This window comes from Hydrogenophaga atypica, from assembly GCF_042665215.1.
Classification (GTDB): domain Bacteria; phylum Pseudomonadota; class Gammaproteobacteria; order Burkholderiales; family Burkholderiaceae_C; genus Hydrogenophaga; species Hydrogenophaga defluvii_A.
On record NZ_JBHTCA010000003.1, the window covers coordinates 116,550 to 132,520 of the forward strand.

At 65.1% G+C, this 15,971-nt stretch carries 15 protein-coding genes; 5 read left to right on the forward strand and 10 right to left on the reverse strand.

The features are described 5' to 3' along the window. Positions 1 to 50: 50 nt before the first annotated feature. A complete protein-coding gene (locus ACFQPB_RS05110; protein ID WP_382220304.1) occupies positions 51 to 410 on the reverse strand; it encodes a ComEA family DNA-binding protein in 360 nt (119 codons plus the stop codon). A gap of 173 nt (positions 411 to 583) precedes the next feature. Here ACFQPB_RS05110 and ACFQPB_RS05115 point away from each other — a divergent pair, with 173 nt between their 5' ends. Further along, on the forward strand, positions 584 to 1,252 hold the full coding sequence (locus ACFQPB_RS05115; RefSeq protein WP_382204305.1) for a CoA pyrophosphatase: 669 nt from the start codon (positions 584 to 586) through the stop codon (positions 1,250 to 1,252). A 42-nt stretch (positions 1,253 to 1,294) separates the two neighbouring features. Beyond that, complete coding sequence (locus ACFQPB_RS05120) at positions 1,295 to 2,269, forward strand: CobD/CbiB family protein (RefSeq protein ID WP_382220306.1); 975 nt, start codon at positions 1,295 to 1,297, stop codon at positions 2,267 to 2,269. A 90-nt stretch (positions 2,270 to 2,359) separates the two neighbouring features. On the opposite strand, the gene rsgA is transcribed toward ACFQPB_RS05120, so the two are convergent. Both rsgA and ACFQPB_RS05130 read right to left on the reverse strand, forming a co-directional pair. Continuing rightward, positions 2,360 to 3,280 carry a ribosome small subunit-dependent GTPase A gene (gene rsgA, locus ACFQPB_RS05125; protein ID WP_382220308.1) on the reverse strand — a complete coding sequence of 307 codons (921 nt, stop codon included), beginning with the start codon at positions 3,278 to 3,280 and terminating at the stop codon, positions 2,360 to 2,362. Beyond that, positions 3,277 to 4,566 (reverse strand): M48 family metallopeptidase, encoded by a 1,290-nt coding sequence (locus tag ACFQPB_RS05130; protein ID WP_382220310.1) that lies wholly within the window; start codon positions 4,564 to 4,566, stop codon positions 3,277 to 3,279. The genes rsgA and ACFQPB_RS05130 overlap by 4 nt, the downstream gene beginning before the upstream one ends. A gap of 58 nt (positions 4,567 to 4,624) precedes the next feature. On the opposite strand from ACFQPB_RS05130, the gene orn reads away from it, so the two are divergent. Then, positions 4,625 to 5,227, forward strand: coding sequence for an oligoribonuclease (orn, locus tag ACFQPB_RS05135; RefSeq protein WP_382220311.1), 603 nt, complete (start codon positions 4,625 to 4,627; stop codon positions 5,225 to 5,227). A gap of 49 nt (positions 5,228 to 5,276) precedes the next feature. Here orn and ACFQPB_RS05140 read toward each other — a convergent pair whose 3' ends face one another. The 3 genes from ACFQPB_RS05140 to ACFQPB_RS05150 form a co-directional block, all read right to left on the reverse strand. Beyond that, on the reverse strand, positions 5,277 to 6,287 hold the full coding sequence (locus ACFQPB_RS05140) for an inorganic phosphate transporter (RefSeq protein WP_382204315.1): 1,011 nt from the start codon (positions 6,285 to 6,287) through the stop codon (positions 5,277 to 5,279). A 16-nt stretch (positions 6,288 to 6,303) separates the two neighbouring features. After that, positions 6,304 to 6,951: a DUF47 domain-containing protein gene (locus ACFQPB_RS05145; RefSeq protein ID WP_382204317.1), complete on the reverse strand. Its 648-nt coding sequence runs from the start codon at positions 6,949 to 6,951 to the stop codon at positions 6,304 to 6,306. A 104-nt stretch (positions 6,952 to 7,055) separates the two neighbouring features. After that, positions 7,056 to 7,397: a hypothetical protein gene (locus ACFQPB_RS05150; RefSeq protein WP_382220313.1), complete on the reverse strand. Its 342-nt coding sequence runs from the start codon at positions 7,395 to 7,397 to the stop codon at positions 7,056 to 7,058. On the opposite strand from ACFQPB_RS05150, the gene ACFQPB_RS05155 reads away from it, so the two are divergent. Next, positions 7,396 to 9,297 carry a DEAD/DEAH box helicase gene (locus ACFQPB_RS05155; protein WP_382220315.1) on the forward strand — a complete coding sequence of 634 codons (1,902 nt, stop codon included), beginning with the start codon at positions 7,396 to 7,398 and terminating at the stop codon, positions 9,295 to 9,297. The two genes, ACFQPB_RS05150 and ACFQPB_RS05155, sit on opposite strands and share 2 nt — an antisense overlap. Positions 9,298 to 9,346: 49 nt before the next feature. On the opposite strand, the gene ACFQPB_RS05160 is transcribed toward ACFQPB_RS05155, so the two are convergent. Beyond that, positions 9,347 to 13,204, reverse strand: coding sequence for a bifunctional diguanylate cyclase/phosphodiesterase (locus ACFQPB_RS05160; protein ID WP_382220317.1), 3,858 nt, complete (start codon positions 13,202 to 13,204; stop codon positions 9,347 to 9,349). Beyond that, positions 13,201 to 14,121, reverse strand: a complete 921-nt coding sequence (locus ACFQPB_RS05165; RefSeq protein ID WP_382220319.1) for an NAD(P)-dependent oxidoreductase — start codon at positions 14,119 to 14,121, stop codon at positions 13,201 to 13,203. The genes ACFQPB_RS05160 and ACFQPB_RS05165 overlap by 4 nt, the downstream gene beginning before the upstream one ends. A 150-nt stretch (positions 14,122 to 14,271) precedes the next feature. On the opposite strand from ACFQPB_RS05165, the gene ACFQPB_RS05170 reads away from it, so the two are divergent. Beyond that, positions 14,272 to 14,811, forward strand: coding sequence for an Mpo1 family 2-hydroxy fatty acid dioxygenase (locus ACFQPB_RS05170; RefSeq protein WP_382204325.1), 540 nt, complete (start codon positions 14,272 to 14,274; stop codon positions 14,809 to 14,811). Here ACFQPB_RS05170 and ACFQPB_RS05175 read toward each other — a convergent pair. Both ACFQPB_RS05175 and ACFQPB_RS05180 read right to left on the reverse strand, forming a co-directional pair. Beyond that, positions 14,804 to 15,781 (reverse strand): GMP reductase, encoded by a 978-nt coding sequence (locus tag ACFQPB_RS05175; protein WP_382220321.1) that lies wholly within the window; start codon positions 15,779 to 15,781, stop codon positions 14,804 to 14,806. The genes ACFQPB_RS05170 and ACFQPB_RS05175 overlap by 8 nt on opposite strands. After that, a complete protein-coding gene (locus tag ACFQPB_RS05180) occupies positions 15,768 to 15,935 on the reverse strand; it encodes a hypothetical protein (protein ID WP_382220323.1) in 168 nt (55 codons plus the stop codon). Before ACFQPB_RS05180 ends, ACFQPB_RS05175 begins: the two co-directional genes overlap by 14 nt. Positions 15,936 to 15,971: the final 36 nt, after the last annotated feature.

Genomic DNA, 15,971 nt, shown 5'->3' on the forward strand with positions numbered 1-15,971 from the left:
CAAACGAAACTGGCCCATCCAAGTGGGCCAGTTGGTGGGGTTGGGGCGGCTCAGGGTTTTTTGGCCGCTGGTTCTTCGGGCTTGACCGCAACAGCAGCCGGCTTGTTGCTGGATTTGGCCGCCACCGGCGTGGTGGCTGTGTAGGTTTGGCCGTTGATGGTCAGTCCGTTGTCCGACAGTTTGGCTGCGCTGCCGGGACCAATACCGCGCACCCGCGCCACAAAGTCGGCCCAATCCTTGAAGGGGCCGGCCTTGCGGGCTTCTACGATGCGGCTGGACGTGCTCGGCCCAATGCCTTTGACGCTGTCGAGATCGGCCACGTTGGCGGTGTTGGCCTCCACCGCGGCCGCAGCCAGCACACTCCACAGGCCCCAAGCGCCGAGCAACAAACACTGGATGATGCGTTTCATGTTGAACTTCCTCCCTGCGAATGGCGCGCCACGCGCGCCTGGCGGGCAAAATCGCCCACAACCACTGTACGGCGGCGTTTGCACGCTGTGCCACCGCACAAAACGCGAAAATTGTTTCCTCGCCGGCGGCGCTCGCCACCGCGAGGGCTCTGAGCAACCCAGTTGGATTCCCCATGGCCGTGTCCATTGATCCCCGTGCCGTGCCGGTGGCCGGCACCGATGCCCACCTGTTGGCCGTGCCCGCCACGCAACTCACCGCCGAGGCATTGCGCGCTCGCTTTGCCCAGCCGCCCGTGTGGGAGCCCGAAATCTGGCGTGAACGCAAGTTCGGTGAACGTGCACCGGCCGATGCGGCGGTGCTGCTGCCCGTGGTGTTGCGCCAACGGCCCACCTTGTTGTTGACGCAGCGCACGGCGCACTTGTCTACCCACTCTGGGCAGGTCGCGTTTCCGGGCGGGCGTGTGGACGAGGAAGACACCGACGCGGTGGCCGCAGCCCTGCGCGAGGCCCATGAGGAGGTGGGCCTGTTGCCCGAGTTTGTGGAGGTGCTGGGCACCTTGCCCACCTACACCACCGGCACCGCCTTTGTGGTCACGCCGGTGGTGGCGCTGGTGCGTCCGGGCTTTGTGCTCCAGCCCAACCCGCACGAGGTGGCCGATGCCTTTGAGGTGCCGCTGGACTTCCTGATGAACCCCGCCCACCACCGCCGCCATGTGGCCGAGTGGGAAGGGGTGCGGCGGGAATGGTTCTCCATGCCTTACGACGACGCGGGGCGCGAGCGCTACATCTGGGGCGCCACCGCCGGCATGCTGCGCAATTTCTACCGCCTGTTGATCGCTTGACGCCATGCGCCGGTGGGCGCCGAGCACCGCTATCATGCCGCCATGACATTTTTCGCGATTCTTCTCGCCCTGCTGGTCGAGCAGGCGCGCCCACTGGGGTTTGACAACCCCGTGCACGCCGGGTTGCGCGGCTGGGCCCGGTGGGCGCGGCGCAGTCTGGACACCGGCCAAGCCCGTCAAGGGGCCATCGCCTGGGTCGTGGCCGTGCTGGCGCCCGCTGCGCTGGCCGCCCTGGTGTACTGGCTGCTGTGGCAGCTCAGCGTGCTGCTGGCCTTTGTGTGGACGGTGGTGGTGCTGTACCACACGGTGGGGTTTCGCCAGTTCAGCCACCACTTCACTGAAATCCGCGACGCGCTGGAGGCGGGCGACGAGGTGGCAGCACGCCAGGCGCTGGCGCGTTGGCAGCGGGTGGAGGTGAGCCAGATCGCCCGCGACGAGTTGTTGCGCCATGCCATCGAACATTCGGTGCTGGCCGCCCACCGCCATGTGTTCGGTGTGCTGGTGTGGTTTCTGGTGCTGGCTTTGCTGGGCCTGGGGCCGGCTGGAGCGGTGTTGTACCGCCTGGCCGAATACCTCTCGCGCAACTGGCAGGCGCGGCCCGATGGCACGCCCAGCGCACACCTGCAACGCGCGGCCGCCGTTGCCTGGCAATGGGTGGACCATGTGCCGGTGCGTGTGACCGCGTTGGCCTTTGCGGTGGTGGGCAATTTCGAGGATGCCGTGGCCAGTTGGCGCCAGGACGCGGCGCGTTTTCCCAATCCCAACGACGGCGTGGTGTTGGCTGCCACCGCCGGTGCCATCAACGTGCGACTGGGTGGGCGTGCTCTGGGTGAGCCGCTGCCCTTGCCCGGTCCGGGTGTCTCAACGGCCACACCGCCCGAACCTGCCGCTGCGGTGTCCACCGACGGCCGTGAGCCGCAGCTGGCCCACCTGGGCAGCGTGGTGGGCCTGGTGTGGCGCAGTGTGGTGATGTGGATGCTGCTGTTGGCGCTGCTCACGCTGGCGCGCCTGCCTTGAACAACACATTCGCCGCCGGGCCGCCCCAAGGCGAATCGGCCCCCTTGGGGGGCAGCGACCCGTGTAACGACGGAGCGTGGGGGGCCGTGCTCAGTAGCGGGTGGCCGAGAGTTCTTCGAACAAGCCTTGGTAGATCGCGTAGCGCTGTGGCGTGATGCGCGGTGCCTCCGGGCGGTTCAGTGCCTCGCGCACGGCGCAGCCCGGCTCGTGCAAGTGGGTGCAGTTGTAAAAGCGGCAGCCGCCCAGCAGCGGCGCGAAATCGCGCATCAAGGCCGGCAGCCGGGTGGCGTCGATGTGGTGCAGCCCAAATTCCTGGAAACCCGGCGAATCGATCAGCGCGGTCTGACGGCTCACATCCACCCAGTACCAGGTGGTGCTGGTGGTGGTGTGTTTGCCCGAGTTCAGGGCGCGTGAGACTTCGCCAGTCTGTGCCCCGGCTGTGGGCACCAGCCGGTTGATGAGCGTGCTTTTGCCCGCGCCTGAAGGGCCCAGCACCAGCGTGGTTTTGCCCGCCAGGCGGGCTTGCAGATCGGCCAGCGAGTCGTCGGGCGCGGCGCCGCCCTTGAGGCCTAGTTGCAGCACCGTGTGGCCCATGTCGCGGTAGGGCGCGAGGCGCGCCCAGGCGCGTGCGTAAGCCTCGCCCAGATCCATCTTGTTGAGCACCACCAGCGGCTCGATGCCTTCGGCCTCGGCGGCGATGAGGGCGCGGCTGAGCTGGCTCTCCGAAAACTCGGGGTCGGCGGCCAGCAGCACCAGCACCTGGTCGAGGTTGGCGGCGAAGGACTTGGTGCGGATTTCGTCCTGGCGGTAGAAGAGGTTGCGCCGGGCATCCACTTTTTCTACCGTGCCCTCGTCCTGGCTGGCCAGCCAGCGCACGCGGTCACCCACCACCACCTGGCTTTTTTTGCCACGCGGGTGGCAGATGAGCCGGCTGCCGTCGGGCGATTCCACCAGGCAGTGCCGGCCGTGGGCGGCCACCACCAGGCCGGGGAGCAGGGCGGGCGCGTTCAAGCCGGGCCCATCACAGCGGCGCCGGCCACGGTGCCCAGCCTCGCCAGGCGTTCGCTGGCAGGGGGGTGCGAGTAGTAAAAGCGCGCAAACACCGGGTCGGGCGTCAAGGTGCTGGCGTTGTCCTTGTACAGCTTGAGCAGCGCGCTGCCCAGGTCTGCGCCGCTGGTCTGCGCCACCGCGTAGGCGTCCGCTTCAAACTCGTGTTGGCGCGAGAGCTGCGCCGCCAGGGGCGACAGGAAATAGCTCAGCAGCGGCACGGCCAGCATGAACAGCAACAGGGCCAGCGCGTCATTGGGGGCGTCCATGGCGGGCACCACGCCCAGCCCGAAGTAAAACCAGACCTGCTGGCTGACCCAACCCAAGGCGGCAAAACCGAGCAGACTGAAGCCGAACAAGGCCACGATGCGTTTGACGATGTGGCGGTGCTTGAAGTGGCCCAGCTCGTGCGCCAGCACGGCGTCCACTTCGGCGGGGTTCAGCTGTTGCAGCAGGGTGTCGAAAAACACCACCCGCTTGGCCGCGCCAAAACCGGTGAAGTAGGCGTTCGCGTGGGCGCTGCGTCGGCTGCCGTCCATCACGAACAACCCCTTCGCCGCGAAACCGCAGCGTTGCATCAGCGCGGTCACGCGGGCTTTCAGGGTTTCGTCTTCCAGCGGTTTGAATTGGTTGAAAAGTGGTGCGATCACGGTGGGGTAGAGCACCAGCATCAGCAGGTTGAAACCCATCCACACGCCCCATGCCCACAGCCACCACACCGAACCCGCAGAGGCCATCAGCCACAGCACCAATGCCGCAATGGGCAGGCCAATGGCCGCGCCCAGCAGCGTGGACTTGACCAGGTCACTCAGCCACAGCGCCGGGGTGTTTTTGTTGAAGCCAAAACGCTGCTCCAGCCGGAAGGTGCTGTACCAGGACAGGGGCAGTTCAATCAAGCCGCCGATCAACACAAACGTGGCCAGCAGCGCCAGCTGTTGCCACATGCCCGGGCCCATCCACGACAGCAGGGTTTGGTTGAGCAGGTTCAGTCCACCCAGCAGCGTCCAGCCCAGTGTCACCGCGGCGCTCAGAGCCACATCAATGAGGCCAAGGCGTGCCTTGGCAATGGTGTAGTCGGCCGCTTTCTGGTGAGCGCTCAGGGGCACCTGATGGACAAAGGCGGCGGGCACGGCGTTGCGGTGCTGGGCAACGTGGCGCACCTGGCGGGCGGCCAGCCAGAAACGCACGGCCACCTGCAACAGCAGCAGGGCGCAAAACACCAGCGAAAAAACAAGGGCGGAAGAGGGCATGGGGTCCGAGTCTATCGAAATGGGGTGGGCAGGCGCCACATCGGCGAAAATCCCTCCCATGAACACGCAATCCCCCGAGGCGGCCAACAGCGCCCCAGCCCTTGATGCCGCGCCCACGCTGGCGCGAAGCGACCAGAACCTGGTCTGGATCGACTGTGAGATGACCGGGCTGGACCCGGAGGTTGAGCGCCTGATCGAAATCGCCGTGGTCGTGACCGGCCCCAACCTGACGCCGCGCATCGAAGGCCCGGTGATTGTCATCCACCAAAGTGATGCCGTGCTCGACGCCATGGACGCCTGGAACAAGGGCACACACGGGCGCAGTGGCCTGATCGACAAGGTCAAGGCCAGCACCGTGACCGAGGCCGAGGCCGAGGCCGAGCTCATCGCATTCATTTCGCAATACGTGCCCAAGGGCAAGTCGCCCATGTGTGGCAACACCATCGGGCAGGACCGCCGCTTCCTGGTCAAGTACATGCCCAAGCTGGAAGACTTTTTGCACTACCGCAACCTGGACGTGAGCACCTTGAAGGAACTCGCCAAACGCTGGCGGCCCGAGGCCTATGCCAGTTTCAAGAAGCGGCAGTTGCACACCGCGCTGGCCGACGTGCACGAGTCCATCGACGAACTCGAACATTACCGCGAGCATTTGCTGAAATAAAAAACGGGGCCACCAAGGCCCCGTTTTGTATGGCACGCGTGATGGCTTCTCAGAACAACGTGAAGCTGATCCAGTAGGCCACGGCCGCCACAAAGGCTGATGCGGGGATGGTCAGCACCCAGGCCCACACGATGTTACCGGCCACACCCCAGCGCACGGCACTGGCGCGCTGCACCGAACCCACGCCCACGATGGCGCCGGTGATGGTGTGGGTGGTGGACACAGGCACACCCAGCAGGGTGGCCAGGAACAGGGTCATGGCGCCGCCGGTTTCGGCGCAAAAACCGCCCACCGGCTTGAGCTTGGTGATCTTCTGGCCCATGGTCTTGACGATGCGCCAGCCGCCAAACATGGTGCCCAACGCGATGGCCGCGTAACACGCGATGATGACCCAGGTGGGTGGTGCGGAATCGCCCTGGGCCGCGTAGCCGGTCGCGATCAGCAACATCCAGATGATGCCAATCGTCTTTTGTGCATCGTTGCCCCCGTGGCCCAGGCTGTAGGCACCTGCTGACACCAGCTGCAGGCGGCGGAACCAGCCATCCACATTGGAGGGGCGGGTGCGCCGGAACAGCCAGGCCACCGCCACCATCATCAGCGAGCCCAGCGTGAAGCCCAGAAAGGGCGACACGAAGATGAAGGCCACCGTGCGCATGATGCCACTGGCCACCAGCGCACCGGCGCCGGCCTTGGCGATCACCGCGCCCACGATGCCGCCGATCAGCGCGTGCGAGGAGCTGCTGGGGATGCCGTAGTACCAGGTGATCACGTTCCAGGTGATGGCGCCGATCAGCGCGCCAAACACCACGTGCACGTCGATCACGCTCGGGTCGGCGATGCCTTTGCCCACCGTGGCCGCCACGCTGAGGTGGAACACAAAGATGGCCACAAAATTGAAGAAGGCCGCAAACACCACCGCCTGGCCCGGCTTGAGCACGCCGGTGGAGACCACCGTTGCAATCGAGTTGGCCGCGTCGTGAAAGCCGTTCATGAAGTCGAACACCAGGGCCAGGGCCACCAGCATCACCACGACCCACAGGGCCGCCTGAACCGTTGTCATGGTCGAGGCTCCGGTATCAGGCGTTTTCGAGGACGATGCCCTCGATCTCGTTGGCCACGTCTTCGCACTTGTCGGTGATGGTCTCCAGCAGCTCGTAAATGGCCTTGAGCTTGATGACCTCGCGCACGTCGGGCTCTTCGCGGAACAGCTTGCTCATGGCGGTGCGCATCACGCGGTCGGCGTCCGATTCGAGCTTGTCGATTTCCTCGCAGGTCTTGAGCGCCGCTTCGGCGGTTTTCTGGTCGCCGATCTTGCCCAGCATGCCCACCACGTCCTTGAGACGTTCACAGCATTTGACGCTTAGTTCGGTCAGGCGGGTGATCTCGACCGTCATGTGGCGCACGTCGTACAAGGCCATGGTTTCGGCCGAGTCCTGGATCAGGTCGGCCACGTCGTCCATGGTGTTGATCAGCGAGTGGATTTGCTCGCGGTCGATGGGCGTGATGAAGGTGGTGTGGATCAGGCGGTTGACCTCGGCCGTCACACGGTCGGCGGCGCGCTCGGCGGTGTCCACTTCCTGGTTGTACTTTTCGCGCAGCTCCAGGTCGGCGTAGTTCGCCACCAGTTGGGCAAACGCCTGCGCGGCCTCAACGATGTGCGTCGCATGCTGGTTGAACATCTCGAAAAAATTGCCCTCTCGGGGCAACAACTTGCCAAACAGCATGGCGACTCCATCCGGATGAATTTTGAAAATGCCGTGACAAAACAACGGCAGAAACGTGAATTTTACCCGCCGATGGCCCGGGTCTTGGTGCTTGTTTGCACAGGCTATTGTGGGAAACCCGAAGCCGTGCAATAATCGATGGCTGTCTTGTATTGAGCAAGACAGATGTGTACATCTCCTTCATGCACCTGGCCCAAGCACTGCCACGGGTGTCGTTCACGAAAAGTTGAACGGCCCAGCAGCGCAACACAAAGGCCCCACGCATACCTGCAGCTGCAGTGGCTGGTCTGTTTGACCAACACCGATGAAGTTGCCGGCGCGTTGACCGTTTGATGGTTGATGTTTTGTAACCACGAACGGATCAAGCGCCCCAGCGCCGCCTTTTTTTGGGCGGGCGCCATGCGTCTTGTTTCGATCAATTGCGCCTGATGCGCAAGGACGAACATGAGCGACTTTGAAGTCCGCGGCGAAACCGCGACCGACACCCTTTCCAGCAACTCCGTCGAGCAGATGCTCGACACCTCCAACGCCGCGTTTGACGTGGTCGCCGAGCCGATTGCCGAACCCAATGGCTTCGAGCTCCTGGGCCTGGCCCCAGAGCTCGTGCGAGCTGTGGCCGACCTGGGCTATGTGCAGCCCACGGCCGTGCAGAACGCCGTCATTCCCGACGCCATGAACCCTGGTCTGGCCGGCGGCCGCTACACCGACCTGATGGTTTCCAGCCAGACCGGCAGCGGCAAAACCGCCGCCTTCCTGTTGCCCGTGTTGCACACCCTGCTGCAGCAACAGGCCGAAGCCGAAGCCGCCGAGCGCGCCGAATTCGAACGCCTCACCGCCGAAGCCGCTGCCCGTGGCGAAGCCGCACCCAAGCGCCCCAAGCGCAAGAGCCCCCTGGACCCGCGCCATTTCAAGGCCGCCACGCCCGGCGCCCTGATCGTGTGCCCGACGCGTGAACTGGCCCAGCAGGTGGCGCACGACGCCATTGAACTGGTGGCCCATTGCCGTGGCCTGCGCGTGGCCAACGTGGTGGGCGGTATGCCCTACCAGTTGCAAATCGCCAAGCTGCAGAACGCCGATCTGGTGGTGGCCACCCCGGGCCGCCTGCTGGACCTGCAGCGCTCGATGCAGATCAAGCTCGACAAGGTGCAGTTCCTGGTGGTGGACGAAGCCGACCGCATGCTGGACCTGGGTTTCTCCGACGACCTGGCCGAAATCAACCAGCTGACCAGCGACCGCCGCCAGACCATGATGTTCAGCGCCACCTTTGCGCCGCGCATCCAGCAGCTGGCCATGCGTGTGATGCACGACGGCGGCAAACACGTCAAGCGTGTGCAGATCGACACCCCGCAGGAAAAACACGCCAACATCAAGCAGGTGCTGTTCTGGGCCGACAACGCCCAGCACAAGCGCGCGCTGCTCGACCACTGGCTGCGCGATGCCAGCATCAACCAGGCCATTGTGTTCGCCAGCACCCAGGTGGAGTGCGACGGCCTGGCCGGCGACCTGCAGCAAGCCGGTTTTGATGCCGTGGCCCTGCACGGTGCCCTGAGCCAGGGCCTGCGCAACCGCCGTCTGATGGCGCTGCGCGACGGCCGTGTGCAAATTCTGGTGGCCACCGATGTGGCGGCCCGTGGCATCGACGTGCCCACCATCACCCACGTGTTCAACTTCGGCCTGCCCATGAAGGCCGAGGACTACACCCACCGCATTGGCCGCACCGGCCGCGCCGGCCGCGATGGCCTGGCCGTGACCTTTGCCGAGTTCCGTGACCGCCGCCGCATCGGCGACATCGAGGCCTACAGCCAGCAGCGTTTCAAGGCCGAGGTGATCCCCGGCATGGAACCCAAGGAGCGTCCGCCGGCACCGGCCCGCGCCGAGCGTGGTGGCCGCCCGGGTGGTGATCGGGGTGGCCGCTTTGGTGGTCGCAACGAAGGCCGTGGTTTTGGCTCGTTTGGCCGTGCCGACAAGGGCCGTTTTGAAGGTGGTCGCCCTGAAGGCCGCTTTGAAGGTGCCCGTCCGGAAGGCCGTTTCGACAACCGCCCGGCGGGTCGTTTCGATGCGCGTCCCGACAACCGCCCTGACAACCGCTCCGACAACCGTTTTGACCCGCGTGGCGCCGCACCTTCGCCGTTTGAGCGGGGTGCCCGCCCGGCCGAGCGCGGCTTTGATCGCGGTCAAGACCGTTTTGCCGATCGCGCTGCACCGCGTTTTGACGACCGCTCACCCCGTGCCGGTGCACCGCGCCACCACGCGCCCGGTGCCCACCGAGGCGCTGAGCGCAGCGGTGCACCGGCCGGCAATGGCGGCTTTGGTGGCCGTCCTCAGGCCCGTCGCACGCCGCGCTGAAGTCTGCTGACTTTGGCCCTGTGAAAAAGCCGCTTTCGAGCGGCTTTTTTTACGCCTGTGTCTGTTGGGCTTGTTGGGCCATGTGTTCGCGCACCCAGGCCTCGAACGGCGCTGCCGCCATGGGGCGGCCCACGTGGTAGCCCTGGATTTCGTTGCAGCCCTGTTCGCGCAGCATGGCCATCTGGGCTTCGGTTTCCACGCCCTCGGCGATGGTCTTGAGCCCCAGGCTCTGGGCGAGGTTGATGATGGCGCTGACGATGGACGCATCCTCGGGGTCGGCGCACATGTCGCGCACAAAGGACATGTCGATCTTGAGCTTGTAGACGCGAAACCGCTTGAGGTAGCTCAAGCTGGAATACCCGGTGCCAAAGTCGTCCACCGACATCAGGATGCCCCTGTCGTGCAGCCGGTTCATGGTGGCAATGGCGCCTTGGGGGTCGTGCATGGCCACACTTTCGGTCAGCTCCAGCTCCAGGCATTCGGGGGGCAGCTGAGCCTCATCCAGCAAGGCCATCACCATTTCCGGCAAGTGCGGCAGGCGGAACTGCACGGCCGACAGGTTGACCGCCAGCACCATGTCGGGCAGACCGGCATCGCGCCAGGCCTTGAGTTGTTGGCATGCGGTGCGCAGCACCCATTCACCAATCTGGATGATCTGGCCGCTGCTTTCGGCCACGGGCACAAACTCGCCCGGCGTCACCGGGCCCCAATCGGGGTGGTTCCAGCGTAGCAGGGCCTCCACACCCACGATGTCGCCCGTGTCGAGCGACACCTGCGGCTGGTAGTGCAGGCTGAGCTGGTCGCGTTCCAGCGCGCGGCGCAGCGCGTTGTCCAGTTGCAGTGTGCGGATGGAGCTGGCCTGCATTTCGGCGGTGAAGAAACTGAAGCCGTTGCGCCCTTCTTGCTTGGCACGGTACATCGCCGTGTCGGCGCAGCGGTACAGCGTCTGGTAGTCGGCGCCGTCTTCCGGGTACAGCGCCATGCCGATGGACGGTGTGATGGTCAACTCGTGTTGCTCCAGCTGGTAGGGCTGCGAAATCCGATCCAGCAGGCGGCGCGCGACGTGGGTGGCTTCCTGGGCATTGGTGCCGGGCAGCACGGCCACAAATTCGTCGCCACCCAGGCGCGCCACGGTGTCCTGTTCGCGCACCACGGCGCTGATGCGCCGGCCCACCTCCACCAGCAACAAATCGCCGATGTGGTGGCCCAGCGAGTCGTTGATGTTCTTGAAGTGGTCCAGGTCCAGGAACATCAACGTCAGCGGCTGGTGCTGTCGTTTGGCCTGGCTGAGGTCGTGGTCCACCCGGTCCTTGAGCAGCGTCCGGTTGGCCAGGCCGGTCAGGGGGTCAAAGTGGGCCAGCGCGCGGATTTGTGCTTCGTGCGCTTTGCGCTGGCTGGTGTCGCTGAAGATGGCGATGTAGTGGCGCGGTTGGCCTTCGTGGTCCATCACGCGGGTGATGGACAACCACTCGGGGTAGACCTGCCCGTCCTTGCGCCGGTTCCAGACCTCGCCCTGCCACTGGCCGGTGGTGTGGAGCTCGTGCCACATGTTGGCGTAGAACTCGCGGTTCTGGTGTCCCGAGGCCAGGTGGCGGGGCGTCTTGCCCAGTATGTCCTGCACGCCATACCCGGTGATGCGGGTGAAGGCGGGGTTGACCTTGACGATGCGCTGCTGTGCATCGGTCACCAGAAAGCCTTCGCTGCTGTTTTCGAACACGGCGGCGGAGAGCTGCAGTTCCGATTCGGCCTGTTTGCGCTCGATGGCCAGCGCCACAAAACGGGCCGCCATTTCGAGCAACTGGGCGTCGTCCGCGTGGGGCTCCAGCACGGTGCGGTGGTAGACGGCAAACGTGCCCGCCACTTGGCCGTCGCGCAACAACACGGGTTGCGACCAGCAGGCCGCGAGCCCCGCCGCTTGGGCGATCTCTCTGAACGGCGCCCAGTTCGGGTGGGAGGCGATGTCTGCGACGTACACCGGCTGGCCACTGTGGGCCGACGCACCACACGAACCCACGTTGGGGCCGATGGCCACACCGTTGAAGGCATGCAGAAAACTGGCCGGCATGCTGTGGCCAAAGCCCTGCTGGATGTGTTTGTGTTCGTCGTCCAACAGCAGGATGGTGCACAGGCTGCCGGGCATCGAGGTTTCCAGCTGCGCCACCGTCTGCTCCAGCAGCTCCGGCAGGCTGAGGTCCTGGGCCAGGAGGTTGAGCAAAAAACTGCGCACCGTCTCACGGCGCTGCGCCTTGCGGATGTGGGTCAGGTCTTGGTGGGTACCCGAGACGCGCACCGGTCGGCCCTCGGCGTCGTAGTTGATCCGGGAGCGCACCAGCACCGGGATGCTGTGGCCGTCCCGGTGCAGGAGGCGAAATTCAAAGCTGTAGTGGGTTTGCTGCGCGGCGACCGCGTCGCGGAACACTTTGATGCCGATGTGTGCGTCGTCCGGATGGATGTAATTCTGGCGGAAATGGTCGTCGTTGTGGATGGTGCCGAGATCGGCTTCGCCCACCATGCGCCACCACTGCGCCGACATGTACAGCTCGTTGGTCTGCGGGTTCCAGTCCCAGGGCGCGTCGTTCGAGGCCTCGAAGGCCAGCATCAGGCGTTCCTGCAAACTGCTCTGCGCGAGCTCCGCACGTTTGCGCTCGGAAATGTCGCGCGCGAGCAGGATGTATCGGGTGGGCGCGCCGGGCTGGGTGGGCTTGATCGCCACAGACAGCTCGAACCATGCACCTTCACGCGCCTGGGGCACGGCCAGTCGGTACTGTTTGCCGGTGGAGCGGCCCCGCTCTTGGGCTTCGCTCATGGCCGCACGCACCACCTCCAGCACATCGGGTGGCAACAAACTGCCCATTTGGCGGCCCACCACTTCGTTCGCCGGCATCATCAACAGTTCGGGGTGCTGGGTGTGCACCAGGTACACATGCAGCTCATCGTCCACCTCGAACAGCAGGTCCGGCAAGGCGTCCAATGTGGCCGCCAGCTGCGTCTGGGTGGCAGCGATGTCTGCGGTGCGCTCTGCCACGGTGCGCTCCAGCCGCGCACGGTGGTGCGCCAGCGCGATCCACAGGCGCGCCACATAGGCCAGCAAGGCGCTCAGCAGCAGGCCAGCCAGCGCGCCCGTGGCCAGGCGCGGCAGGCTGTGCCAACCGTGTATGGGGGCCACGCTCAGCGTCCACTGCGCATTGGGCACGCGCAGCTGTTTGTTCACCGGGTCGTTCAGCGGCCCCGGTGCCGACGCCACGATGACCTGGCGCTGACCGCTGTCCGGGTGGGTGCGCCACAGCTCATGGTGGTAGCCCAATTCGCGCAAGGAGTGCAGGCCGGTGGCATCGAGCGCGCCAGGAAAGCGGATGGTCACATTCACCAATCCCCAAAAGGTGCGCACACCCTGGTCGTTGTTGACGAACACCGGCAACCTGCCCACCACCCCCAGACCACCTTGCACCAGATTCAGTGGCCCGGCCAAGGTGAGCTGGCCGGTGTCGCGGGCACGCAGTGCTTCCACGTTTTGCCGTGGGTCTTCAAACTGGTTGAAACCCAGCAAGCCCCGGTTGGGTTCCAGCGGCACCACATGGCGCACCACACCACCGGGCGAGACCGACAAGGCCGTGATGCCTGGGTAGAAGGGCAGAATTTCTTGTGCCAGGGTGTCAAAGTCGATCACCTTTCCCTTGTCCTTGCGCAGTGCGGCGGCCACCAGGTAGGTGGACGACAGCAGCCGGTCGATGCGGCTTTCAATGGCTTTGGCCTGGTCGGTCGCCAAGCTCAGCAGCACTGTGCGTTCGGCTTCGACCCGTTGTTGCTCCACCCGCCACACGAGGACCGAGGACAGCAGCACCCCCACCAAAAAGACCAGCAGTGGCAGGTGTCGGTGCGCCCACCAGCGTGTGGTGTCGCGGCTCATGTCATCCCGTTGCGCTGCGCCAGCGCCACAAACAGGCCGGCGTGGTCGAGGTCGCTCAAGCCGTCCTGCACGGCCTGGGCGTAGAGCGATTCGAACAAGGCGGTGATGGGGGCTTCAAACCCCATGGCCTGCGCCGTGGCCATGGCGTTGCGCATGTCCTTGAGCTGCACCGTCATGGCCGCGCGTTTGGCAAAGTCGCGCTCCACCATGCGCTGGCCGTGCAACTGCATGATGCGGCTGTCGGCAAAACCGCCCATCAGCGCCTGGCGCACCTGGGCCATGTCGGCGCCGCCCTTGGCCGCCAGCAGCAAGGCCTCTGCCACCGCGCCAATCGTGATGCCCACGATCATCTGGTTGGCCAGTTTGGCCAACTGCCCTGAGCCATGTGGCCCCACCGGGGTGCAACGGCCCAGCACGCTCAGCACCGGCTGGGCGGCGGCCACGTCCTCGGCATCGCCGCCGGCCATGATGGCCAGCGTGCCTTGCTCGGCCCCCACCGTTCCACCCGATACCGGTGCGTCAATGTGCCGCACCCCGACCGTGTCCAACTGGTGTGCGTGTGCGCGCGCTTCGTCGGGTTTGATGGAGGACATGTCGATCACCAGTGCGCCCGGTCGGTAGGCCGCCAGCGTGTCGGATGCCAACAACACCGCACCCACGGCAGGGCCATCGGTCAACAGGGTGATCACCACGTCGGCCCCGCGCACGGCCTCGGCCGGGCTGTTGGCCACCTGGGCGCCAAAAGGCAACAGGCGCTCGGCCTTCTCGCGCGAGCGGTTCCAGGCGGTCACGGTGTGGCCGGCCTCGCACAGGCGGCGCGCCATCGGAAAACCCATCAGGCCAATGCCCAGAACGGCGATGTGCTGGGGTTTGCCAGGTGGGGCAGCGTGGGTGTCGGTGGTAGAAATGTGAGTCACTGGGTCATTCTATTGACAATGTGAAACGGAACGCAAAGCACACCATGCAACACATCACCACCGTTCCTGCCGCTGCTCGCGCCTGGGCTGGACTGGGGGGCTTTGCCTGCGCCGATAGACCCTGAAACTGCTCAACCGAAGGGACAAACCATGGCCTCTCTGTTCCGCGACGGCACCGCCTTGATGGTGCAGTACGCCCACTACCACCGCGACCGCCGCAACATCGCCACCCACTTCGTGGGTATTCCCATGATCGTGTTCGCCATCGGCGTGCTGCTCAACCGGCCGCTGTGGGAGCTGGGCAGTGGCTTGTATGCCACTCCCGGCATGGTGCTGTGGTTGCTGAGCACCGCCTGGTACCTCACGCGTGGGTTGGGCCTGGTGGGGCTGGCCACCAGTGTGGTCAACCTGTGGCTGATCTGGGCGGCCCACCTGCTGATGAGCGCGCCCACCGCCACCTGGCTGGCCTGGGGTGTGGGCGCGTTTGTGCTGGGCTGGGTGTTCCAGTTTGTGGGCCACCACTGGGAAGGCCGCAAGCCCGCGTTTGCCGACGACCTGGTGGGCCTGCTGGTGGGGCCGGCCTTTGTGGTTGGGGAGGCACTGTTTGCCGCAGGCTTGTGCAAACCCATGGCCGCCACCATTGAGCGCGAGGCTGGGCCGCTGCGCAGCGGCCCAACAGCGGTCACATGAAGAGGTGTTCGCCGGCGTTGTCGCCGCCCAGGATCACGTAGTTCACCTTGCGCACGTCCATCAGCTTGGTGCCGCCGGCATAGCTGATGGAGCTCTGCACGTCCTGCTCCATTTCCACCAGCGTTTCCGCCAGCTTGCCCTTGATGGGCTCCAGGATGCGTTTGCCTTCGACGTGTTTGTACTCGCCCTTGTTGAAGTCGCTGGCCGAGCCGTAGTACTCCTTGAACAGTTCGCCATCGACTTCCACGGTCTTGCCCGGCGACTCTTCGTGGCCGGCGAACAGCGAGCCGATCATCACCATGGTGGCACCAAAGCGCACACTCTTGGCGATGTCGCCATGGCTGCGGATGCCGCCGTCGGCAATGATGGGTTTGGTGGCCACCCGCGCGCACCACTTGAGCGCGCTGAGCTGCCAGCCGCCGGTGCCAAAACCGGTTTTCAGTTTGGTGATGCAGACTTTGCCCGGGCCCACGCCCACCTTGGTGGCGTCGGCGCCCCAGTTTTCCAGGTCGATCACCGCCTCGGGTGTGGCCACGTTGCCCGCGATCACGAAGCTGCTCGGCAGCTTGCCCTTGATGTAGCCAATCATGTCGCGCACGCTGTCGGCGTGGCCGTGGGCGATGTCGATGGTGATGTACTCGGGCACCAGGCCCTCGCTGGCCAACGTGTCCACGGTGGCGCGGTCGGGGGCCTTCACGCCCAGCGAGATGGAGGCGAACACGCCGGCCGCGCGCATGTCGCGCACAAACTGCACGTTGTCCAGGTCAAAGCGGTGCATCACGTAGAAATAACCGTTCTGGGCCATCCAGAGGCAGATGTTTTCGTCCACCACGGTTTTCATGTTGGCCGGAACCACCGGCAGTTTGAAGCGGCGGCCTCCCAGCTCCACGCTGGTGTCGCACTCCGAGCGGCTTTCCACGCGGCATTTGCGTGGCAGCAGCAGGATGTTGTCGTAGTCAAAAATTTCCATAGCGCTCAAGCTCCAGAGGTGTGAAGAAGAGGGCGCTTGGCTTGGCTGCCGGTGCTTTTGTGCCGCTGGCCGGAAGGCCGGGCAAAAAAAACCGGGCGCCAAAAAACTTGGGCCCGGTGATTGATTCTACTCGGGCACGGGGAAACAGGGTCATACGGGAAATCCGATGTGCTTCATATAAAACGAAGCA